This window comes from Parafrankia sp. EUN1f, assembly GCF_000177675.1.
Taxonomy (GTDB): Bacteria; Actinomycetota; Actinomycetes; order Frankiales; family Frankiaceae; genus Parafrankia.
Genome location: NZ_ADGX01000074.1, coordinates 1 through 20715, shown reverse-complemented (window position 1 = coordinate 20715; position 20715 = coordinate 1). Strand labels below are relative to the sequence as shown.

General features: G+C 70.7%; 21 protein-coding genes and 1 pseudogene. 13 read left to right on the top strand and 9 right to left on the bottom strand.

Features of this window, described 5'->3' with window-relative positions:
* Nucleotides 1-492: 492 nt before the first annotated feature.
* The 4 genes from FREUN1FDRAFT_RS21575 to FREUN1FDRAFT_RS21560 form a co-directional block, all read right to left on the bottom strand.
* A complete protein-coding gene (locus FREUN1FDRAFT_RS21575) occupies nucleotides 493-1392 on the bottom strand; it encodes an ABC transporter permease (protein WP_006542307.1) in 900 nt (299 codons plus the stop codon).
* The gene (locus FREUN1FDRAFT_RS21570) at nucleotides 1389-2135 is read right to left on the bottom strand and encodes an ABC transporter permease subunit (protein ID WP_035952881.1); all 747 of its coding nucleotides are present in this window, start codon (nucleotides 2133-2135) and stop codon (nucleotides 1389-1391) included. The genes FREUN1FDRAFT_RS21575 and FREUN1FDRAFT_RS21570 overlap by 4 nt, the downstream gene beginning before the upstream one ends.
* A 296-nt stretch (nucleotides 2136-2431) precedes the next feature.
* Nucleotides 2432-3283: an ABC transporter ATP-binding protein gene (locus FREUN1FDRAFT_RS21565; RefSeq protein WP_006542305.1), complete on the bottom strand. Its 852-nt coding sequence runs from the start codon at nucleotides 3281-3283 to the stop codon at nucleotides 2432-2434.
* Nucleotides 3283-4194, bottom strand: a complete 912-nt coding sequence (locus tag FREUN1FDRAFT_RS21560) for an ABC transporter substrate-binding protein (RefSeq protein WP_006542304.1) — start codon at nucleotides 4192-4194, stop codon at nucleotides 3283-3285. Before FREUN1FDRAFT_RS21560 ends, FREUN1FDRAFT_RS21565 begins: the two co-directional genes overlap by 1 nt.
* A 587-nt stretch (nucleotides 4195-4781) precedes the next feature.
* Here FREUN1FDRAFT_RS21560 and FREUN1FDRAFT_RS21555 point away from each other — a divergent pair.
* From FREUN1FDRAFT_RS21555 to FREUN1FDRAFT_RS21540, 4 genes and pseudogenes are all read left to right on the top strand, one after another.
* Complete coding sequence (locus FREUN1FDRAFT_RS21555) at nucleotides 4782-5084, top strand: urease subunit gamma (RefSeq protein ID WP_035952877.1); 303 nt, start codon at nucleotides 4782-4784, stop codon at nucleotides 5082-5084.
* Nucleotides 5081-5440, top strand: a complete 360-nt coding sequence (locus FREUN1FDRAFT_RS21550) for an urease subunit beta (RefSeq protein ID WP_006542302.1) — start codon at nucleotides 5081-5083, stop codon at nucleotides 5438-5440. Before FREUN1FDRAFT_RS21555 ends, FREUN1FDRAFT_RS21550 begins: the two co-directional genes overlap by 4 nt.
* Nucleotides 5437-7163, top strand: a pseudogene (locus tag FREUN1FDRAFT_RS21545) (urease subunit alpha). Before FREUN1FDRAFT_RS21550 ends, FREUN1FDRAFT_RS21545 begins: the two are co-directional and overlap by 4 nt.
* A 226-nt stretch (nucleotides 7164-7389) precedes the next feature.
* Nucleotides 7390-7734 carry a cell division protein SepF gene (locus FREUN1FDRAFT_RS21540; RefSeq protein WP_006542299.1) on the top strand — a complete coding sequence of 115 codons (345 nt, stop codon included), beginning with the start codon at nucleotides 7390-7392 and terminating at the stop codon, nucleotides 7732-7734.
* Here the strand turns inward: FREUN1FDRAFT_RS21540 and FREUN1FDRAFT_RS21535 are convergent.
* Entirely contained in the window at nucleotides 7715-8668 is a 954-nt protein-coding gene (locus FREUN1FDRAFT_RS21535) for a phytanoyl-CoA dioxygenase family protein (RefSeq protein WP_006542298.1), read from the bottom strand. The genes FREUN1FDRAFT_RS21540 and FREUN1FDRAFT_RS21535 overlap by 20 nt on opposite strands.
* Nucleotides 8669-9455: 787 nt before the next feature.
* Between FREUN1FDRAFT_RS21535 and FREUN1FDRAFT_RS21530 the strand changes: the two genes are divergently transcribed.
* On the top strand, nucleotides 9456-10256 hold the full coding sequence (locus FREUN1FDRAFT_RS21530; protein ID WP_006542297.1) for an urease accessory protein UreF: 801 nt from the start codon (nucleotides 9456-9458) through the stop codon (nucleotides 10254-10256).
* Here FREUN1FDRAFT_RS21530 and FREUN1FDRAFT_RS21525 read toward each other — a convergent pair.
* A complete protein-coding gene (locus FREUN1FDRAFT_RS21525; protein WP_006542296.1) occupies nucleotides 10246-10641 on the bottom strand; it encodes a TetR-like C-terminal domain-containing protein in 396 nt (131 codons plus the stop codon). The two genes, FREUN1FDRAFT_RS21530 and FREUN1FDRAFT_RS21525, sit on opposite strands and share 11 nt — an antisense overlap.
* 223 nt (nucleotides 10642-10864) lie before the next feature.
* Here FREUN1FDRAFT_RS21525 and ureG point away from each other — a divergent pair, with 223 nt between their 5' ends.
* Nucleotides 10865-11629: an urease accessory protein UreG gene (ureG, locus tag FREUN1FDRAFT_RS21520; RefSeq protein WP_006542295.1), complete on the top strand. Its 765-nt coding sequence runs from the start codon at nucleotides 10865-10867 to the stop codon at nucleotides 11627-11629.
* Between the two features lie 10 nt (nucleotides 11630-11639).
* A complete protein-coding gene (locus FREUN1FDRAFT_RS21515; protein ID WP_006542294.1) occupies nucleotides 11640-12560 on the top strand; it encodes an urease accessory protein UreD in 921 nt (306 codons plus the stop codon).
* Nucleotides 12561-12784: 224 nt separating this feature from the next.
* On the opposite strand, the gene FREUN1FDRAFT_RS21510 is transcribed toward FREUN1FDRAFT_RS21515, so the two are convergent.
* Nucleotides 12785-14125 (bottom strand): glycosyltransferase, encoded by a 1341-nt coding sequence (locus FREUN1FDRAFT_RS21510; RefSeq protein WP_006542293.1) that lies wholly within the window; start codon nucleotides 14123-14125, stop codon nucleotides 12785-12787.
* Nucleotides 14126-14517: 392 nt separating this feature from the next.
* Here FREUN1FDRAFT_RS21510 and FREUN1FDRAFT_RS21505 point away from each other — a divergent pair, with 392 nt between their 5' ends.
* Both FREUN1FDRAFT_RS21505 and FREUN1FDRAFT_RS21500 read left to right on the top strand, forming a co-directional pair.
* Nucleotides 14518-16119 (top strand): MDR family MFS transporter, encoded by a 1602-nt coding sequence (locus FREUN1FDRAFT_RS21505; RefSeq protein ID WP_006542292.1) that lies wholly within the window; start codon nucleotides 14518-14520, stop codon nucleotides 16117-16119.
* A gap of 7 nt (nucleotides 16120-16126) precedes the next feature.
* Nucleotides 16127-16795, top strand: coding sequence for a TetR/AcrR family transcriptional regulator (locus FREUN1FDRAFT_RS21500; protein ID WP_035952862.1), 669 nt, complete (start codon nucleotides 16127-16129; stop codon nucleotides 16793-16795).
* 90 nt (nucleotides 16796-16885) lie between these two features.
* Here the strand turns inward: FREUN1FDRAFT_RS21500 and FREUN1FDRAFT_RS21495 are convergent, their stop codons facing one another.
* Entirely contained in the window at nucleotides 16886-17515 is a 630-nt protein-coding gene (locus FREUN1FDRAFT_RS21495; RefSeq protein ID WP_006542290.1) for a TetR/AcrR family transcriptional regulator, read from the bottom strand.
* 152 nt (nucleotides 17516-17667) lie between these two features.
* On the opposite strand from FREUN1FDRAFT_RS21495, the gene FREUN1FDRAFT_RS21490 reads away from it, so the two are divergent.
* The 4 genes from FREUN1FDRAFT_RS21490 to FREUN1FDRAFT_RS21475 are packed head-to-tail and all read left to right on the top strand — an operon-like array spanning nucleotide 17668 to nucleotide 20029.
* Nucleotides 17668-18375: a hypothetical protein gene (locus tag FREUN1FDRAFT_RS21490; protein WP_006542289.1), complete on the top strand. Its 708-nt coding sequence runs from the start codon at nucleotides 17668-17670 to the stop codon at nucleotides 18373-18375.
* The gene (locus FREUN1FDRAFT_RS21485) at nucleotides 18372-19145 is read left to right on the top strand and encodes a hypothetical protein (protein ID WP_006542288.1); all 774 of its coding nucleotides are present in this window, start codon (nucleotides 18372-18374) and stop codon (nucleotides 19143-19145) included. Before FREUN1FDRAFT_RS21490 ends, FREUN1FDRAFT_RS21485 begins: the two co-directional genes overlap by 4 nt.
* The gene (locus tag FREUN1FDRAFT_RS21480; RefSeq protein WP_006542287.1) at nucleotides 19145-19732 is read left to right on the top strand and encodes a cytochrome c oxidase subunit 3; all 588 of its coding nucleotides are present in this window, start codon (nucleotides 19145-19147) and stop codon (nucleotides 19730-19732) included. The genes FREUN1FDRAFT_RS21485 and FREUN1FDRAFT_RS21480 overlap by 1 nt, the downstream gene beginning before the upstream one ends.
* A gap of 3 nt (nucleotides 19733-19735) precedes the next feature.
* Entirely contained in the window at nucleotides 19736-20029 is a 294-nt protein-coding gene (locus tag FREUN1FDRAFT_RS21475) for a cytochrome C oxidase subunit IV family protein (RefSeq protein WP_006542286.1), read from the top strand.
* Between the two features lie 129 nt (nucleotides 20030-20158).
* Here the strand turns inward: FREUN1FDRAFT_RS21475 and hpnH are convergent.
* On the bottom strand, nucleotides 20159-20715 hold a 557-nt coding region (hpnH, locus tag FREUN1FDRAFT_RS21470), incomplete at its 5' end, for an adenosyl-hopene transferase HpnH (RefSeq protein ID WP_006542285.1).

Genomic DNA, 20715 nt, shown 5'->3' with positions numbered 1-20715 from the left:
CGATCAGGCCCGGCTCCCGGCGCACCTGACACCGCCGGAGGGGAGATGGCCGCGGCGAGCGGGGTGGCCACCGGCACGGCCGTGGCCGCCTGCGCACCGCCGGGAGGCGCGCAGGGGTAGAAGGCGTCGACCACGGGGTCGACGTCCCGCTCAGCGGCCATGACGCCCTCCGGAGCTCACCGGCCGGCCCCGCCGGCTTCCCGGTAACGAATGCACGCGCTGAGACTTCGTTGGGACGGATCCCATCACGCGACCACCCAGGCACGTTCCGACGCACTGCTCTACACCCGCATTCTCGTACGAGACGGGGACTTCGCGTGGTCAGGTGGCCCAAAGCAAGTAGTGCAATATGCGCCACATCACAGCGGGTGACCAGAAACAGGCACGGACGGTCGCCGGGGGTAACCAGCGGCGGCTGCGTAACCATGGTGACCATCCCGCGTAACCGTGGCGACCCATCCCGCCGGGCGACCCAGCCCCATCCGGGACGACTCAGGCGCGCCGGGAGGGCGCCGGGCCGTAGCGGGCGAGGACGACCGCCTCCACGAACCCGACCAGCGCGTAGATCGCCACGCTCGCCACGGTGATCAGCACGGTCGCCGCCCACACCCCGCCGTAGTCGAACGTCTGCTGCGAACGTTGCATGAGGTAGCCCAGGCCCTTGCCGGTGGCCAGCCACTCCGCGAGCAGCGCGCCGATGACCGCGGACGGCACGGAGATCCGGGCCGAGACGAACAGCGCGGGCAGCGCACTGGGCAGCGACACCTTGCGCAGCACGGTGAACGGGCCGCCGCCATAGGCCAGCACGAGATCGGCCGCCGCGCTGGAGGCCGACCGCAGCCCGAAGACCAGGTTGACCAGGGACGGGAAGAACACGACGATCCCCGCGATCACGGAGACCGCCAGCAGGCCGCGGCCGAAGATCAGGGTGAGCAGCGGCGTCATCGCGACCAGCGGCACCGACCGCAGCATCATCGCCACCGGCATCAGGGCCTGTTCGACCGAACGGCTGAGCACGAACGCGATCGCGATGCCGAGGGCGGCGACCGTTCCCACCGCGTACCCGACCGCCGCGTCACCCAGGGTGTGCCACAGGCCATCCAGGATGACGTCGCGGTTCTCGGCGGCGTCCGGCACGGTGAACAGGTACTGCCAGACCGCCTGCGGGTCCTTGGCGACCAGCGGGTTGAGGTCGAAGACCTCGATGAACGCGTACCACAGACCGATGATCACCCCGGTGGAGGCGACCACGGACAGCAGCGTCCGCCCGATCCGGGTGGCGATCGCGCCCGCGACCGAGTGCCCCTGCCGGCCGCGGGCCACGGCCGCGGCCCCTGCTGCGGGCGACGGTGGCGGTGGCGGTGCGCCCGCGTCGACTGTGGCCGTGCTCATCGGGCACCTCCGGGATTGCCGCGGGGAGCCCACGGCATGAGCAGCCGGGCCAGCAGGGCCGTCACCGCGTAGCCGAGGCCGGCGATGGCGGACGCCACCATTGCCAGCGCCCAGGTACGGGGAACCTCCAGGGCCTGCTGCGAGTGGACCATCGCGATGCCCAGGCCGCGGTCGGCGCCGAGGAACTCGCCGATGATCGCGCCCAGGATCGCGGCCGGCGCCGCGATCTGCAACGCCGCGAACGTGCTCGGCAACGCGGCGCGCAGGCGGACGAAGCGCATCTGGTCGATGACCCCGCCACCGCTCGCGCGGATGACGTCCAGGCTGGCCTGGTCCGGGGCCCGCAGTCCGAGCAGCGCACCGACCAGCGTGGTGAAGAAGACCGAGATCCCGGCGAGCGCCTTCTGCGGGGTGCTGCCGTCGAACACGGTGGTCAGGATGGGCCCGATCGCGATGATCGGCAGGCAGTAGGAGGCAACACCGATCTGGAGCAGCACCCGCTCGACCACGGGGACACCGAAGAACAGGATCGCCAGCCCGATCGCCAGGCCGTTGCCGACCAGCCACCCCTGCGCGGCGATCGACACCGTCGCGGTGGCCGACCGCCAGAGCAGCCGCCGGTCCTCCCACAGCGCGCGGGCGACCTCCCACGGCGTCGGAACGACACCGCCACGATCAAGGACGGTGACCGCGAGCAGCCACCACAGCGCGACCAGACCGGCGACGCCGACCGCGCCGCCGATCCACGCCGGCGCCGCCGGCCGTGCCGCTGAAGGGCCACCCGCTCGCCTGGCCGACCCGGGGCCGCCTGCTCGCCCGGTCGCCCGGTCGCCTGCTCGTCCGGACGCCCGGTCGCTCGCTCGTCCGGACGCCTGGCCGACCGCACCTGTCGTGCCGGCCGCCGCGTCCGGTCCGGTGTCACCCGCGCGCGGGTCGGAGTCGGTGGTCGGCACCGAGACCGAGACCCAGGAGGCTGGCGAGGAGGCTGACGACGCGCTCAGAACCAGGTCGGGAACCTCGGGCGGCGCGCTCGGATCGCTCATCCAGAGGCCTGGGCGGGCTCACCGGGGCTCGCCCCGGAGAACAGGACGGTGGAGAGCAGGTCGTGCAGCTCGTGGAAACGCGCCGTACGCAGCATCTCCGGTGTCCGCGGGCGCGGCAGGTCGATGGTGACCCGGGCGGCGATCCGTCCGGGCCGGGCGCTCATCACGGCGACGGTGTCCGAGAGGATGACCGCCTCCGGGATGGAATGCGTCACCAGCACCGTGGTCGTCGCGCGTTCGCTCCAGATCCGCAGCAGCTCGAAGTTGAGGCGCTGGCGGGTCATGTCGTCGAGGGCGCCGAACGGCTCGTCGAGCAGCAGCACCTTGGGCTCGACGACGAGCGCGCGCGCGATCGCGACCCGCTGGCGCATACCGCCGGACAGCTGGGCCGGCCGGGCCCGCTCGAACCCGGTCAGGCCGACGAGCGAGATCAGGTCACTGATGACCAACCGGTCGGCCTTCATCCCGCTGACCTCCAGCGGGAGCCGGATGTTCGCCTCGACCGACCGCCAGGGCAGCAGGGCCGAGTCCTGGAACGCGATGCCCAGGTGATGTGCCCGGCGTGCCACCGCGGGTGCCTCGCCGTGCACGAGGACCCGGCCCTCGGTGGGCGCCTCCAGGTCCGCGAGGATGCGCAGCACGGTCGACTTGCCGCAGCCCGACGGCCCGATGAGGGTCAGGAAGGAGCCCGCCGCGGTCGACAGGTTGACGTCCTCGAGTGCGACGACCTGGCCGCGGCCCATGCGGAACTCCTTGCGGAGCCCGGCCACGCTCACCCCGGATCCGTCGGATGCGCCCGCCGGGTCCGGGGCCAGACCGGGAGCCGTTGCGGGCATGGCCGGGGCCATCAGATCAGGTCCGGTTTCGCTGCGTAGATCTCCTTGATGATCGACAAGTCGAACAGCTCCTCCGCGGTGATGGCCACGCCAGCGATCCCGAGGGTCCGGATGTTCTCCTCGACCAGCTCATCGGTGATCGTGAACAGGCCGTTGGCCTTGGTGTCATCTGTGAGGACCAGCTTGTTCTGGTCCTTGCTTTCCAGGACCTGCTCGTCCTCGTCCAGGCCGAGATCCTTACCGTAGACAGTCGCCGCCAGGTGCGCCCCGAGCGTCGGATCTGCCAACGAGTCCTTCCAGCCACGAATATCGGCGGACAGCACCGCCTTGATCTTGTCGCGCTCCTTCTCAATCGATTCCGTACGGACCATGTAGGTCTCGGAGACCAGCGGGTAGTTGTGGTCGGCGAGCAGGAACGAGGTGACCTCGAAACCCTTCACCCGCAGCAGGTTCGGCTCGTTCGTGACGAAGGAGAACCAGCCGTCGACCGTTCCGGTGGTGAGCGGCAGCGGGTCGAACTCGACCGGCACCTTCTCGACGGATGACGGATCGATCGAGTTGGCCTTCAGGAAGGACGACCAAACACTCTCATTGGTCGCCTGAACACCGATCTTCTTCCCGATCATGTCCTCGGGACCGGTGAGCGGCCTGTCGGCCATGGAGACGATCGCGAACGGGTTCTTCTGGTACTGCGCACCGATGATCCTGATGGGCGCGCCGTTGAGGATTGCGTTACCAGTGATATCCGGCGCGGAGATCCCGATGAAGGCCTTCCCGGTCGCCACGTCAGTGTCCTGCGGCGTCGCCGACGGGCCACCGGCCATCAGGTTGACCTTGGAGAAGCCCGCCTCCCGGTAGTAACCGCGCTGGTCAGCGATGTAGGCGCCGGCGAACTCGACGTTCTTGATCCAGGACAACCGCATGTCGAGCGTGCCGAAGCCGCCACCCCCGCGGCCGCACCATCGCTGTCGTCATCACCGCAGGCGGCCAGCAGGCTCCCGCCGCCGAGTGCGAGCAGCGCGGCCCCGGCCGACGCCCCCAGACCCGAGCGCAGGAAGCCGCGCCGATCCAGACCTCTGGTGCTCCTTGTTGCCACACTAGCCCCCATCGAAAAGCCCCCGTCGAACGCGCCCACGGCCCCCCGCCGTACCGTTCCCATCCGGCCGGCCCGGGCGGTCCCACGGAGGCTAGAAAGCACGCGTATCCGAGTTATCGCGGTCACGTGAATTGCCAGTAACCACCATGGGGACGCGACATGCCTTACCCATCCGGAAAACGCCGACCGAGCCGGAGAAAGCCGATCACGAGGTCGGCGATGTCACCAGACCGGCAACCGCCCGAAACCGATCCGAAATGAATTTATGGCTCGCGCGGATGTGATCGACACAGATCGTCTGATCTCGTTGTGGCCAGGTTCACCGTCAGTGGCGCGCCGGTATCGGCGCATGGCACACCGGTGCCGATGGTGGCACTGTGGTGCCGGTGTGCGGTGCGTGTAGGCTCCGCGATCGTGCTGCTGAGCCCGCATGAACAGGAACGTCTGCTCATCCATGTGGCCGCCGGCCTGGCCCGCGAGCGCCGCGCGCGCGGGCTGCGGCTGAACTACCCGGAGGCGACCGCGCTGATCACCTCCTATCTCCTGGAGGGCGCTCGGGACGGACGCACCGTCGCCGACCTCATGGCCGCCGGGCGGACCGTGCTCACCCGGGAGGACGTGATGGAAGGCGTCCCGGAGATGCTGGCCGAGGTCCAGGTCGAGGCGACCTTCCCGGACGGGACGAAGCTCGTCACAGTCCACGAGCCGATCCCTTGATCCCCGGCGAGATCGTCACCGCCGCCGACCCGGTACGACTCAACCCGGGCCGGCCGACCCGCACCCTCGTCGTGCGCAACACCGGCGACCGGCCGGTCCAGGTCGGCTCGCACTACCATTTCGCGGCCGCGAACCCGGCACTCGACTTCGACCGGGAGGCGGCCTGGGGGTTCCGGCTCGCCGTTCCCGCCGGTACCGCGGTGCGGTTCGAACCGGGCGCCGAGCGCGAGGTCGAGCTGGTCGCGCTGGTCGGCGCGCGCGTCGTGCCGGGACTGCGCCAGGAATGGGCCGGCCCGCTCGCCGACCGACGTCCCACCGATGCGCATCCCACCGAACCCGGAAAGGGGTGCGGATGAGCGAGCTGCCGCGGTCCCGGTACGCGACCCTGTTCGGCCCGACCGTCGGCGACCGGGTGCGCCTCGCGGACACCGACCTTTTCATCGAGGTGACCGAGGACCTCAGCCGCGGCCCGGACCACGCGGCCACCGGCGACGAGGCCGTGTTCGGCGGCGGCAAGGTCATCCGCGAGTCGATGGGCCAGGCCCGCGCCACCCGGGCCGAGGGCGCGCCCGACCTGGTGATCACCGGCGCGGTGGTGCTCGATCACTGGGGTGTCGTCAAGGCGGACGTCGGCGTCCGCGACGGGCGGATCGTCGCCCTCGGCAAGGCCGGCAACCCCGACATCATGGACGGCGTCCACCCGGATCTGGTCATCGGCCCCAGCACGGAGATCATCGCCGGGAACGGGAAGATCCTCACCGCCGGCGCGGTCGACACCCACGTGCACTTCATCTGCCCGCAGCAGGTCCCCGAGGCGCTCGGCGCCGGCATCACCACCCTCATCGGCGGCGGCACCGGGCCCGCGGAGGGCACCAAGGCGACCACGGTCACCGCGTCACCGTGGTACCTGCAGCGGATGCTGTCGTCGATGGACGGCTGGCCGGTCAACGTCGCCCTGCTCGGCAAGGGCAACACGGTCAGCGAAGAGTCGATGTGGGAGCAGCTCCGGGCCGGCGCCGCCGGCTTCAAGCTGCACGAGGACTGGGGCACCACCCCGGCGGCCATCGACGCCTGCCTGCGCGTCGCCGACGCCTCCGGGGTGCAGGTCGCGCTGCACTCCGACACCCTCAACGAGGCCGGGTTCGTCGAGGACACCCTCGGCGCCATCGCCGGCCGGGCCATCCACGCCTACCACACCGAAGGCGCCGGCGGCGGGCACGCGCCGGACATCATCACCGTCGCCTCGTACGGCAACATCCTGCCCTCGTCGACGAACCCGACCCGGCCGCACACCGTCAACACCCTCGACGAGCACCTCGACATGCTGATGGTCTGCCACCATCTGAACCCCACGGTGCCCGAGGACCTCGCGTTCGCCGAGAGCCGCATCCGGCCGTCCACCATCGCCGCCGAGGACATCCTGCACGACCTCGGCGCGATCTCGATGATCGGTTCGGACTCGCAGGCCATGGGACGGATCGGCGAGGTCGTGCTGCGCACCTGGCAGACCGCCCACGTCATGAAACGCCGCCGCGGGTCACTGCCCGGCGACGGCGCCGCCGACAACAACCGGGCCCGGCGCTACGTCGCCAAGTACACGATCTGCCCGGCCGTCGCGCACGGCCTGGACGCCGAGATCGGCTCGGTCGAGGTCGGCAAGCTCGCCGACCTGGTCCTCTACGAGCCGGCGTTCTTCGGGGTTCGGCCGTCGCTGGTCATCAAGGGCGGGTTCATCGCCTGGGCGGCGATGGGCGACGCGAACGCCTCCATCCCGACGCCGCAGCCGGTGCTGCCCCGGCCCATGTTCGGCGCGGCCCCGGGCCCGCCGCTGCCGGCTCGCTGATGTTCGTCGCGCCGGTGGCGCTGGAGGACGGTCTGGACGCCCGGCTGGGCCTGGCCACACCGATGGTCGCCACCGCGAACGTCCGCCGCCGCGGCAAGGCGGATCTGCCGGAGAACACCGCGACCCCGGACATCCGGGTCGACCCGGACACGTTCACCGTGCGCGTCGACGGCGAGGCCATCGAGCCCGAGCCGGCCACCGAGTTGCCGATGGCCCAGCGCTACTTCCTGTTCTGAGGCGCCCGTCCGGGCCAGCTCGCCGGTCCGGCGGCGCCGGGCCTGCACTGGGCTGGGGCTGGGCTCGGGCTGGGCTGGGGCTGGGTCCGACCGGTCATCGAGCGCCGCCGTGCTGCCGGTCCACTTCCGGCAGTGGTCCCGTCCCGGCGTGTCGCCCTTCGGCACCGCGTTCTGTCGGAAATCATGTGGACTGCCCGCCATGGCCCGGCACAAGAGAGGCACATCGATGGACGCGACCACGCCCCGAAAAGCCCGGGCGCGAGCCACCGTTCCCGCGATCGCCCCGACGACCTACGACGACTTCCGCCAGCCCGTCGACCGGCTGTGTGACGGCATCCCGATGCTGGTGGATCTCGATCACGGCGGCGAAACCCTGGAGCGCAGGTTCCTGGACTTCGCCGCCGGGGCCGTCTACGCACTGTCCGGGCACATCGAGCGGATCGCCCCGCACGCCTATCTGCTGATGCCACGCGGCGTCGAGCTGCCCCCCGAGGACGTCCACCACCTACGCGAACAGCACCTGGCCAGCCGGCACGCGCCGGCGCCCGGCATCAGCGTGCGGCGTTTTTGATGAACTGCCGCCGGTAGGCCGCCTGCTCACCCGCGAAGAACGAGCCGCGGACATGGCGGCGCCTGGTGTCGTCGTCGGTCGCCCGCGCCGCCGAATGCCACAGGTAGCCGTCATGCAGCAGGACGTCCCCCCGCTCGGCGTAGACGGCGATCTCCCCCAGCACCTTCTCGAAGCCCAACGGCATCTCGAACGGCGGGGCGGTGTCGGTGTATCCCCCGGTCGGGCGGGCGTCGGCGGGGACCGGCACCCCGTTGACGTTGCGGTAGGGGGCCGGTGTGGCCCACTGGTGGCTTCCGGGCACAACCCGCAGGAAGCCGTTGGCCGGGCTCGTCGCGTCGATGTGGATGGTGATGGCCAGACCAGGCCAGACGTCGAGGCTCGGCATCGCCTGCCAGTCGGAGTGCCAGCCGATGCGGGTGTAGCCGGACTCCCGCCCCGGCCGGGCGTCCTGGTAGACGACCCCGGTCTGCTCCGAGCCGCTGAGCCAGATCCGGGCGCCGATCAGCCGGCGGATCACCCCGGTCAGGACCGGGTCCTCGGCCGCCTCGCCCACGGCGGGCGCGAGCTCCTGGATGTGCTCGACGTAGTTGACAAACCGCTCGGCCTTCGCGGCATCGTCGAGGTACTGCGTGGAGCCGTAGCGGGCCGACAGGTCGCCGGCGAGCACCCCGGCCTGCGCGGCCTCGCACTCCTGCTCCATCCGGGCGATGAGCTTCTCCCCCAGCAGATCACGCAGGATCACAAAGCCGTGCTGCCGGTAGAACGCCTCGATCTCGTCCAGATCCAGGTCCGCGGCCCGATCCGCCGCCAGGTCCGCCGCCGGCGTCGGCTCCGGGCCCGGCCCACCGGCCAAGCCGGGAGCACCGGCCGGGCCGGCGGCACCGGCCCGGAAGACCCCGGGCTCGGCGAACGGTGTGAGTACGGACGATCCCATCCACTGCCTCCAGCGACGCCTCGGCACCCACACCCACCGGGCCAGGCACGGCCGTGGACGACGGGCAACCGCAGATCCAGGAACTGCCGGTCGGCCAGACCGCCCGACGGTTTGCCGCCCACTCTAGAAAGACACTGTTACGCCCGTGGCAATCCAGAGCTTCGGGCCGCCACTGCTGCCGGGCAGGATCTGAGGATCGTGGTCGACCACAAGAGGCACAAAAGTGGCGCAGAGCCACCTGGCAAACAGCAAAGAGTGAGGGTTTTGGTCGTTCCGGCAGCCAATATCCACAACACTTGCCCGCCAGCAACGCCAACCCGAAGCTCACGATTCCGCGGCTGGCTCCAGAACGACCGAAATCCTCAGATCTTCGAGCCGCGGCTTCGGACCGACGGTCAGCGCCGCTTCGACGATCGGTGCGAACCACCTGAGCCCGACGATTTCGACGAACTCGAGCCCGAGCTCTTGCGGTCGCACTCCCACTCGTGGTCGTCGTCGTCCCAGTCCGCCACATAGCCGGCCTTACAGGTCGGCTTCGGCGGACGATCCGAGCAGGCGGCCACTCCCGAGGACACCGCCAGTGCCCCTACCAGGGCCAACGCGACGCGCGCATGTCCACTGCGGCGCAGGCCCGGACGGTGTCTCTGCTGCATCGACATCGGCCGAGACTGGCATGGCCGGACGCCGAGCGTGGGCGATATGTCGCAGAAGCGACCTGACGCCGATCCGTCCACGCGGGCCGGGGGCGGGCCGAACGGCCCGAGCGTGGTGGACAAGGATAGGTGGCATGAATGCGGATCCGACCACGACAGGTCACGTAGAGGCACGGGCCGCCTTGCTGCTGCTGGCAGACGGTCGACTGCCCGCAGGCGGCCATGCGCATTCCGGCGGGGTGGAGGCCGCCGTGCTCGGTGGCGACATCACCGGGCTCGACGACCTCGCCGAGTTCCTCCGCGGCCGGCTCGCGACCGCAGGCCTGCTCGCCGCCTCCTTCGCGGCAGGGGTCTGCCGCGCGGTCCACGCCGCCGCCTCGGCCGCCTCGGCCGCCGCAGCCGCCTCTGCCAACCCCGCCAGCCCTGCCGGCCCCGCCAGCCCTGCCGAACCAGCCCACGCGGCCGGGACGAAGGGCGTCCCGCTGCTGGATGTCCTGGCGGCGTTCGATGACGAGGTCGACGCCCGCACCCCGTCGCCGGCGCAGCGTGCCGCCAGCCGGGCGCAGGGCCGGGCGCTGATGCGGGTGGCCCGGGCCGCCTGGCCGGTACCCATCCAGCCGAGCTCACCGCATCACTGTGTGGCGCTCGGCCTGGTCGCCGCCGCCGCCGGCCTCGAACCACGCGACGCGGCCCTCGCCGCCGCCCACGCCTCGGTCAACGGCCCGGCGACCGCGGCCGTCCGGCTCCTCGGCCTCGACCCACTGGCCGTCACCGGCCTGCTCGCGGAGATCGCCGCCTCGGTGGACAGCACCGCCTTCGAAGCCGACCAGGCGTCCCTCGGCTCCCCCGCCAACCTTCCCGCCGGCAGCGCACCGCACCTCGACCTGCTCTCCGAACGGCACCGGACGGCCCAGGTCCGCATGTTCACGTCCTGAGAGCCTGGCCTTCAGGTTGGCTGGGGCTGCTGGACGGTGCGCTCGCGGCGAAGGCGGCCGAGGTCAGCTCGCGGAAGCAACGCAGCGCGTCGTCGCCCGTCAGATGGCCCGAGATATCCAGGCTCACCGAGCCGTGCGCGGCGGCGTGCAGGAGCCGGCCGACGGCCTCGGGGTCGCCGGCGCGCAGCAGCCCGGTATCCATCGCGTCGCGCACCGCGTCGACGAGGACGACCATGCTCGACCATGCAGCGGCGAGCGACTCCGGGCCGGGCCGGTAGCCGGGCACGGCAGCCTCGAACATGACCGCGTAGAACGACCGGTCGGTGAGGGCGCTGCGGCGGTAGGCGTGGGCCAGCTCACGCAGCCGGACGGCCGGGTCCGGCAAATGTTATCGATCACGTGCTTCGGTCCTGCCCCAAAGGCACGCGAGTCGGTGCGGCGCCGGCGGGCGTTACGCTTCGCAAGCAGGATCGGACCAGGCAGACGGGCAAACGGGCAGGTAGGCAGGCAGGCCGGCTGGCTGGCTGGCTGGCCACGGAGCACACCGCGCGCGGAACACCGAGCACCAGCGGAACACCCGGCACAGGCAGGAACAGGAGCGACGACCGGTGCACCTTGATCACGATCGACGTGGCGCGGTAGGCGGCTCGCTGGTCGACGGGGCGGGCCGATCCTCGCCCAGCTCCGCGACCGAGTCGGGGCCACGCTGGCAGAGCCCGCCCGGCACGCCCGCCGGGCCGCCGCCGACGGACCGCGCGCTTCGCGTCGGAGTCGGCGGTCCGGTCGGGAGCGGCAAGACGGCGCTGGTGGCGGCGCTGTGCCGAGTGCTGGCGGGCCGGGTCCGCCTCGCGGTGGTGACGAACGACATCTACACCACCGAGGACGCCGACTTCCTGCGCGCCGCCGGGGTCCTCGACCCCGTCCGGATCCGAGCCGTCGAGACGGGCTGCTGTCCGCACACGGCGATCCGGGATGACATCACGGCCAACCTCGACGCGGTCGAGGACCTGGAGGCCGAGCTCGGCCGGCTCGACCTCATCCTGGTCGAGAGCGGCGGTGACAACCTCACCGCGACGTTCAGTTACGGCCTGATCGACCGGCAGATCTTCGTGATCGACGTCGCGGGCGGCGACAAGGTGCCCCGCAAGGGCGGGCCCGGTGTCGCCAACAGTGACCTGCTGGTCATCAACAAGACCGACCTCGCCCCGCTCGTCGGCGCCGACCTGGAGGTCATGGCCCGCGACGCGGCCGCCATGCGCGGCGAGCGCGCGGACCGCCCGGTGCTGTTCACCAACCTCCGCTCCGACACCGGGGCCGCGGACATCGCCGACTGGGTGCTCGCCCTGCTGCCGTCGCCCGCCCACCCCCGCTGAGCCCGCGCCGGTGACAGCAACGGCGGCAGCAGGGGCGACGGCGGCGGCGCCCGATCCCGCCCCGACGGCCAGGCTGCGGGACCCGTCCCGCACGGCCGTTCGGGCACGCGCGGCTTTGCGGGTCGAGCTGGACGCCGGCGGCACCGCCAGGATCGCCGAGCTGCGTTCCGCGGTGCCCGTGATCCTGCGGCGCACCGGCGGGTCGGGGCGAGTCGTGGTGATCCATCTCGTGGGTGGTGCCGGCGGCCCGCTCGCCGGCGACGACCTCGGCCTCGACATCACCGTGGGCGCGGGGGCGCACCTGGTCGTGCGGTCGGTGGCCGCGACCGTGGCGCTGCCCGGTCACGGCGCCGGGCCGTCGACGTTCGCGGTGCACGCGCAGGTCGGCCCGGCGGCGGCGCTGACCTGGCTCCCCGAGCCGACCGTGGTCGCCGCCGGCGCCCGGCACAGGATGACCACCGAGATCACCCTCACGCCGGACTCGTCGCTGCGCTACCGCGAGGAGATCCTGCTCGGCCGGTTCGGGGAGCCGGGCGGCAGCCTGACGACCTCACTGCGCGTGGACGTCGACGTCGACCGGGAAGCGCCCTCGGCACCCTCAGTGCACCCAGCGCCCCCGGCGCCGCGGCGGCGGCCGCTGCTGTGCCAGGAGCTGCGGCTGGGCCCGGACCTCCCCGGAACGGCCGGCCCGGCCGTGCTTGCCGGAGCGCGAGCCGTTGGTTCGGTCCTGGTCGCGGGCCCCGCTACCAGCTTCGAGGCGCTTGCCGACTCCGGGGCGGTGGCGGAGGGGGCCGCTGCGATGCGCCTGGTCGGCCCGGGTGCGCTCGTCAGCGCGCTGGCCGACGACGCGGTCACGCTGCGCCGCCGCCTCGACTCACTCGCCGGGCCGCTCACCGGCGCCCTGGCCGACACCCCGCCGACTCCGACCTGACCGGCCGGGTCAGGAGCCGAGAGGGAAAACCCACCCGCCGCACGGCGGCCCACCGGGGATCCCGTGCTGCCACCCAGCGCCAGCAATTCACACCAATAGCGACAAACAAGGCACGGAGTCCGTTGGCGATCCGCAAGAAGCGAGGATCTCGGTTGCTGCAGCAGCCAAAATCCGCACCTCTTGCTCACAAGCAGTGGCTTCCGGGTAGGACCGCGTCCTGGCCTTCACACGATCTCGGTGGTCTCGTCTGCGCGCTGGCGGACGACGTCCTCCGCCTGCGCCGCCGGCTCGGCCCGCTGGCCGGCCCGCTTTCCTTCGGGGGCCGCGTAGGTGCGCCCCTTCCACGCGGCGCCCCGGCCGGCCCGGTGCCGGCGGGCGGAGTCGATGGTCATGGCGAGGTAGAGGGCGGCGGTGAAGGGCAGCGCAAGTGCGCTGCGCGCCGGCTGGCCGTAGTACCGCAGCATCGGCGTGTAGGTCGTGATCATGATCGACCAGGCCAGCAGGCCGGCGGCGGCGACCGCGACGTCACCCGCGGCGATCCCGACGACGGTCGCGGCCACCGGCGCCACGAAGACCACGGCGAGCCCGAACACGGTGCCGACCAGCAGCAGCGGAGACCAGAAGAGCTGCGCGTAGGCGGTGCGCGCCACCATGTCCCACAGGTCCGCCAGGCGCGGGTACGGCCGGCGGCTGGACACGTGGTCCGCGAGCCCCAGCCAGGTTCGTCCGCGCTTGTTCTTGATCAGCCGAGCGAGCGTGACGTCGTCGATCACGGCGTCCCGGATCGCCTCGATGCCACCTGCCTCGATCAGCGCCCGCCGACGGACGAGGGAACATCCCCCGGCCGCGGCGGCGACCCGTGACCGCGGATTGTTCGACCACCGGAACGGATAGAGCATGGCGAAGAAATAAACGAAGGCCGGGACGATCAGCTTCTCCCAGCCGGTGCTGACCCGCAGCCTGGCCATCTGCGAGACGAGATCCAGCCGATGGTCGGTCGCGGCCCGGACCAGCGCGCGGACCGAGCCCGGCTCATGGCCGATGTCGGCGTCCGTGAGCAGCAGGAACTCCGCCGGGCCGGCCGCGGCGACGCCGTGCCGGAGCGCCCAGAGCTTGCCGGTCCAGCCGGCGGGCGGCTCGCTGGACCCGATGACGGTCAGTGTCACCGCGCCCCCCGAGCCGGCACCGTCCGCGCCGGCACCGTCCGCGCCGGCACGGTTCAGGACCACACCGTTCGGGACCGCAGCGTTCGGGCGGTCGGCCGCGGCCTGCGCGGCCAGCTTCTGGGCGATCTCGCCCGTCCCATCCGTACTGGCGTCGTCCACCAGGACGATGCTCAGCGGGCCGGGGTAATCCTGGGTCAGCAGCGAGGGCAGCGTGAGGGGCAGCACGTCGGCCTCGTCCCGGGCGGGAACCACCGCGACGACAGACGGCCAGTCGCCGGACGGTTCCGCCCCGTCGGCACGCGGCAGCCGCTGGTCCGTGCGCCAGAAGAACCCCCAGCCCAGCGCCAGAAAGACCCACGAAGCGAGCGAGATCAGCGCGATCACCAGCAGTGGAAGCACGCCAGGCAGGATGCCACACGGCCAGGACCCCCGGACTCGCCAGGACGGATCGATCCCGCACCGTCCCGGCTGGTGCCTCACGGCGCTGTTGCACCCCGCTTCCCCCGCTCCGCCCGGGCTCCGCACGGGGTTGCGCGAGCGCAAGCTCACACCCCGGAGGGCCCTGATTTTCCGCTTTGGGCTCGCTATCGACTCAGACAGATGCTTTACTAAATTTAGTTGTATGAACCAACCAAGGGAGGTTCGTCACGTCGACCTCGACGACTTCGCCCGACCTGCCGGGCGGCCGCGGATCCAGCGCGACGAAGCACGCACCGACGACCCGCAGGGACACACCGGAGGAGCTGCGCCAGCGAAGAGCCAGCCCGGCCGGGCTGACGCACAGGGAGACCATGCTGGCCCTCACCGGCCTGCTGCTCGCCCTGTTCGTCGCCATGATCTCGTCGACGGTCGTGACGAACGCCCTACCAAAGATCATCTCTGATCTGCACGGCAGCTCGACCAGCTACACCTGGGTGGTCACGGCGACGCTGCTCGCGATGACCGCCACCACACCGATCTGGGGCAAGCTGGCGGACCTGTTCAACCGCAAGCTCCTGGTCCAGACCGCGCTCGTGATCTTCGTCACGGGCTCGGCGCTCGCCGGAATCTCGACCTCCACCAGCATGCTCATCTCCTTCCGCGTGGTGCAGGGCATCGGCGTCGGCGGGCTGTCCGCACTGGTGCAGATCGCGATGGCCGGCATGATCGCTCCACGGGAGCGTGGCCGCTACAACGGCTACCTGGGCGCTACGTTCGCCGTTGCCACGGTCAGCGGCCCCCTGATCGGCGGGGTGATCGTCGACGTCCCCGGCCTGGGTTGGCGTGCCTGCTTCTACCTGGGCCTGCCCATCGCCGTGGTCGCGTTCGTGGTGCTCCAGCGCACGCTGCGGCTGCCGCCCGTGCGCCGCGAGGTCTCCATCGACTACCTCGGCGCGACGGTGATCGCCGCCGGCGTCAGCTGCCTGCTCATCTGGACGTCCCTCGCGGGGTCGAGCTTCGACTGGGTCTCGGGTGAGTCCGCGCTCCTGCTCGGTGGCGGCCTGGCCCTGCTCGCGGTCGCCGTGGCGGTCGAGGCGCGGGCGAAGGAGCCGATCGTCCCGCTGCGGCTCTTCCGTGACCGGACCATCGTGCTCACGATCATCGCCAGCGCCTGCGTCGGCACCGTGATGTACAGCGCCAACCTGCTGTTCAGCCAGTACTACCAGCTGGGCCGGGGCAAGAGCCCGACGCTGTCGGGCCTGCTCACCATCCCGATGGTCGGCGGCCTGGCGATCGCCTCCCTGATCGCGGGGCGCGTCATCAGCGAGACGGGCCGCTGGAAGCGCTTCCTGGTCCTGGGGACGATCCTCATCGGCGCGGGCCTGGGCCTGCTCGGCACCGTCAGCGACCACACGCCGCTGGTGACGGTGTCGCTGTTCGCCTGTCTCATGGGCGCGGGGCTCGGAATGGTGCAGCAGAACCTGGTGCTCGCCGCCCAGAACTCCGCCTCCGCGGCGGATCTGGGGTCCACGAGCTCGGCCGTGGCGTTCTTCCGCAGCCTCGGCGGCTCGGCCGGTGTAGCGGCCCTCGGCGCGGTGCTCAGCACCCACGTCAGCAACGCCACGATCTCCGGGCTGCGCGCAAACGGTCTGCCCGCCGACACTCTTGGGGACGGACGCTCCGTACCCGACCCGTCCAGGCTGCCCGACGCGGTGGCCTCGGTCGTGCACCACGCCTACGGCCTGGGCGTCGCGGACGTCTTCCTGATCTGCGTCCCGCTGGCTGTGTTGGCGCTGCTCACGGTCCTGTTCATCCCCGAGGTGCAGCTGAGGTCCGGCGCGGGGGTTGAGAAGGTCGAACGTGTAATGACGAAGCTGCCGGCCCGCGACCGCCACGACGACGGTCTCGATCCGGATGTGGAACTGGCCGCCTGGCGGCCGACGGCCGGTGCATCGCCAGAACCTGCACCATAATCAAGGGGTGACACGCAGCCGTCGGCCCGAACAGACGGGCGATACCCGTCAGGTACTGCTGGCTGCGGCCCGCCGCAGGTTCGCCGAACAGGGCTATGCCGCCACCGGCACCGAAGAGATAGTCGCGGACGCACGGGTCACCCGAGGAGCGCTGTACCACCACTTCCGAGACAAGGCCGACCTGTTCCGGACCGTGATGGAACAGGTCGCCATGGAGGTCGCCGAGCAGCTTGTCGCGGGTGAGCTCGCCCGCGGTGCCGAGCTGCCCAGCGACGCCTGGACGCAGCTGCGCACGGGCTTCCAGTCCCTGCTCGACATCTCGACCACGGACAGTGACTTCCAGCGCATCGTGCTCATCGACGGCCCGGCGGTCCTCGGTAACGACGCCTGGGACCAGTTGGTCGAGCAGCACGGCTACCGGCTGCTCTCCGAGTGGCTCGAGCGGGCGGCGGCCGAGGGCCGCATCGATCCGCTGCCGGTCGCTCCGCTGACCCGGCTGGTCGCGGCGCTGCTGTCCGAGGCGAGCCTCTACACCGCGCGGGCGGCGGATCCCGACCGGGCCCGGACCGAGGTCGGGATCGTGCTGGACCGCCTGCTGCGCGGTCTCGGTCGACGTGGTGGCGACCTGGCCGACCAGCCTGCGGTCAGCGCCGGCGCCCCACATGGCAGCGCCTGATGCCTTATGCCTGACGACTGACTCCCCACCGATGACTGACTCCCCACCCGGGCGGTTCACTCGGTCGGATGCCTCAGTCAGCCGAGCGGCTCAGTCGGGCAGGTTCAGCAGGCGGCAGGCGTAGCGGAAGACCTGTTCCCGCAGGATCTGCGGATCGACCGCGGCGAGGCCGGGCTGGCCGACGGCGGTGATGACCCCGACGAGTATCGCGGCGGGGATGCGCGAGTCGTTCTCACGCTCCTCGCCGCCCGCGCCGTCGTCACCGCCCGCGCCGGCGTCCTCGTTGACGAGCAGCGTGTAGATGCGCTCCGTCAGCCCGCGGAACGGCTCATGCTTCATGAGGATCCGCGTCATCACCGGGTCACCGCGCCATGCGCTGACCCCCGCGCGGTTTCGCACCGCGAAGTCGATCAGCTGCTGTAGCAGCTCCCGACGCGCCTCGACCCGGTCCTGCGCCGCCTCGGCCCGCTCGACGGCGGCCTCGAGCGGGACCGAATGGTGGTCGGCCGTGGCGATGACGATCTCTTCCTTGGTCCTGAACTGGTGGTAGATCGCCGCCTTCGTGACCCCCATCCGGTCGGCGATCATCTGCAGCGTGGTGCCGGCGACCCCGTTGTCGGCGAAGAGGTCGAGCGCGGCGGTGAGGACGCGGACCTGCGCCGCGCTGTAGCTGATCTCAGCCAGTCGGACGGCGGGCCGGGCCGTGGTCGTCGGGCGCATCGCCCCAGGCTAGTTGCCCGGCGAAACAGCTGGATAGCCGGTCAGCTAGTCGACCGCTCCAGGACCGGTGACCTGCATTTGTTTCCGGCCGCCCGGGCCGGGTAGCCGATCAGCTAGACAGCCGGATAGCCGATCGACTACTCTGCCGCCCCATGAGACCTGTGAACGGCGAGCGGATCATCTTGTGGACGCTGCCCGCAGCCGCGGTCCTGTGGGTCGCCGCGTTTTTCCTCTTCCCCGGATTCCTACCACCGATGTCGCCGCGCTCCTCGGCCGACGAAGTCGCGTCCTTCTACCGCGAAAACACCGCCCGCGTCCGCTACAGCATGATTGTTTTCAACTGGTTCTGCGTTGCGCTGATCCCGATCCTGATGCTGGTCGTGGAGCGGATGCGCGGTATGGCTCACCGCACCCCGGTCCTGCGCTACTGCATGATCGGCTGCGCCGGCGCCGCACCCATCGCGTTTCTCACCGCGAGCGTGTTCTGGCTCCTGGCGGCCTTCCGGCCGGAGCGCGCGCCGGAGCTCACCCAGCTCTACAACGACCTCGCCTGGATCACACTGACCTGCGGAGTTCCTTTTCTGGTCGCGCAGAGCCTTTTCCTCGCGGTCGCCATCCACCTGGATCGGCAGGAGACTCCCGTCTTCCGGACATGGATCGCGCATTTCAACGTCGCGGTCGCGGTCGCGCTTGTTCCCGCGGGTTTCGCTGGCCTGGCGCACAACGGCGTTTTCGCCTGGGACGGATTCCTGTCGTTCTGGGTCCGGAACAGCGCCATCGCACTCTGGATCATCGTGATGTCGGTCGTTCTGGCGCGGGCGTTACCGCGTGACGGCGCCGCGGCCGAGGCCACCGCATGAGACCCTTCGCCCGGGGCGAGAACCCGAAGCGTGAGCTCTGGCTCATGTGGTTCGCGGTCCTCGCGTTCTACCAGCTGTACACGGTCGTCTTCTTCGTGCTCACCCGCACCCAGCCACCCGGCAGCCCGTCGTACACCGCCGCCGAGGTCCCCGGATGGTTCGCGAGCCATCATGACGGGCTGCTTGTGGGGCTCGCGCTGATCTTCGTTCTCGGCGGCCTCTCGGCGACGTCCATCGCCCTGATCACCTACACGATCCGGCGGATGTCGGTCAGCCGCGCGTTCGCCTATTCCTACCTCATCCTCTACTCGGTGAGCGCGGTCCCCGGCTTCCTGTTCATCTGCGTGGCGCTGACCGCCGGAGCCATGCGTCCGGAACGCGACCCGCGGTTGCAGCAGTGGCTCTACGACCTCGGATTCCTGTCGTTCTCCGGCACCATGGGCGTCTTCCTCGTCGGCTCCCTGGTGTGGATGGCCGCGATCCTCCTCGACCGCAACCGGGTCTTCCCGAAGTGGTTCGGCTACCTGAATCTCTGCAACGCCGTCACCGAGGTCGTCGTCGCACCGGCCTGGATCTTCGACCGTGGCGTCTTCGCCTGGAACGGCCTGATCGCCTGGTGGATCAATGTGGTTGTCTTCGGGATCTACACCGGCGTCTTCATCAACCTGCTGCGAAATGTGATCATCCGCGAGGACTTCGGTACCGGCCCGCTGCCCGACCTCCCGCCCAGGCGGGCCCGTCGGCACACGGCGGCGGCGGAGGTGGCCTGATGACGACCACGCAGGCGCCGCCCACCGAGGCGGCGAAGGCGCGGCGGGTGCCCGGCCAGCCGGACATGTGGGTTCTCGTTCTCGTCGAGTCCCTCATCTTCACGTCCTACTTCGGCGTGTACCTCTTCTACCGTGCCCAGCACGAGGCGGCGTTTCTCCAGGAGCAGGCGCACCTCGACCTCTGGCTCGGCATCGTCGACACCATCGTCCTGCTGACGAGCTCGTGGTCGGTCGCCCGCTGCGTCCAGAACGCACGCGCGGGCCGTTACCCGGCGGCCGTGCGGGACGCCTGCGTCACCGCCGCACTGGGTCTGCTCTTCCTCGCCCTCAAGATCGCGGAGTGGGCCGGGCACATCACCGCGGGCCACACCCTGACCAGCGGCGAGTTCTTCACGCACTACTTCTTCCTCACCGTGATCCACGCCGTCCACCTGCTGATCGGACTCGTCGTCGTCGGCATCGTGGTCCGTCAGCTCGCCGATCCCCGGCGACGCGACCAGCAGGTGGTCGAGACCTGCGCCACCTACTGGCACACGGTCGACTTCCTCTGGGTCCTGATCTTCGCACTGCTCTACGTCGCGAGGTGATCCGTGCTCAGCGCATCGAACAAGAGGCTTTTCGCCGCCTGGATCGTCCTGTCGGCCATCACGGCCGCCTACCTTTGGATCGATCATTCCGCGGACGATCACGGCACCCCGGTCGCGAGCACCTCGGCCACGGTCGGCGCGATCGTCCTCGCCCTGGTCAAGGTTCGCATCATCATGCGTGAGTTCATGGAGGTCCGGCACGCGCCCCGCCTGCTGTGCCGGCTCACCGATCTGTGGGTGGTGCTCATGGCGGCCGGGATGCTCGGCATGTACTTCGCGGGCAAAGCCGTCGCCTAACTCCCGCGCCCCAAAAGAGCGATGCCGCCCCGGCCCTGGACGGGTCGAGGCGGCATCGTCATTTCACGGCCGGCGGTGCCCGGCGTCAGTACGCCGGTACTGACGCCGTTGCGCCGTTTCGTTCGGGGCTCAGGCGCCCATCCGCGCGGCGCGGATCGATTCCTTGAGCGAGCCCATGGTGGCCAGCACGGCTGAGGTCTCGTAGCCGCAGTGCGCCATGCAGTTGGCGCAACGCGGGTCCTTGCCCCGGCCGTAGGCCTCCCAGTCGGTCGTCTCGACGAGCTCCTTGTAGGAGCTCACGTAGCCGTCCGACATGAGGTAGCAGGGCTTCTGCCAGCCGAAGAGCGAGTAGCTCGGAATTCCCCACGCGGTGCAGGACAGTTCCTTCTTCCCCTCAAGGAAGTCCAGGAACACCGGTGAGTGGTTCAGACGCCACCGCTTGCGCCGGCCGTCACCGAAGACCTTGGAGAACATCTGGCGGGTCTCCTCGACCGCCAGGAAGTGCTCCTGGTCCGGCGCCTTCTCGTAGGCGTATCCCGGCGAGAGCTGGATCTGGTCGACCTTGAGCTCGTCGTTCAGGAAGTTGATGACGTCGATGACGTCCTGCGGGCTGTCGTTGTTGAAGAAGGTCGAGTTGCTGCCGACCTGGAAGCCGGCGGCCTTCGCGGCCTTGAAGGCCGCGACGC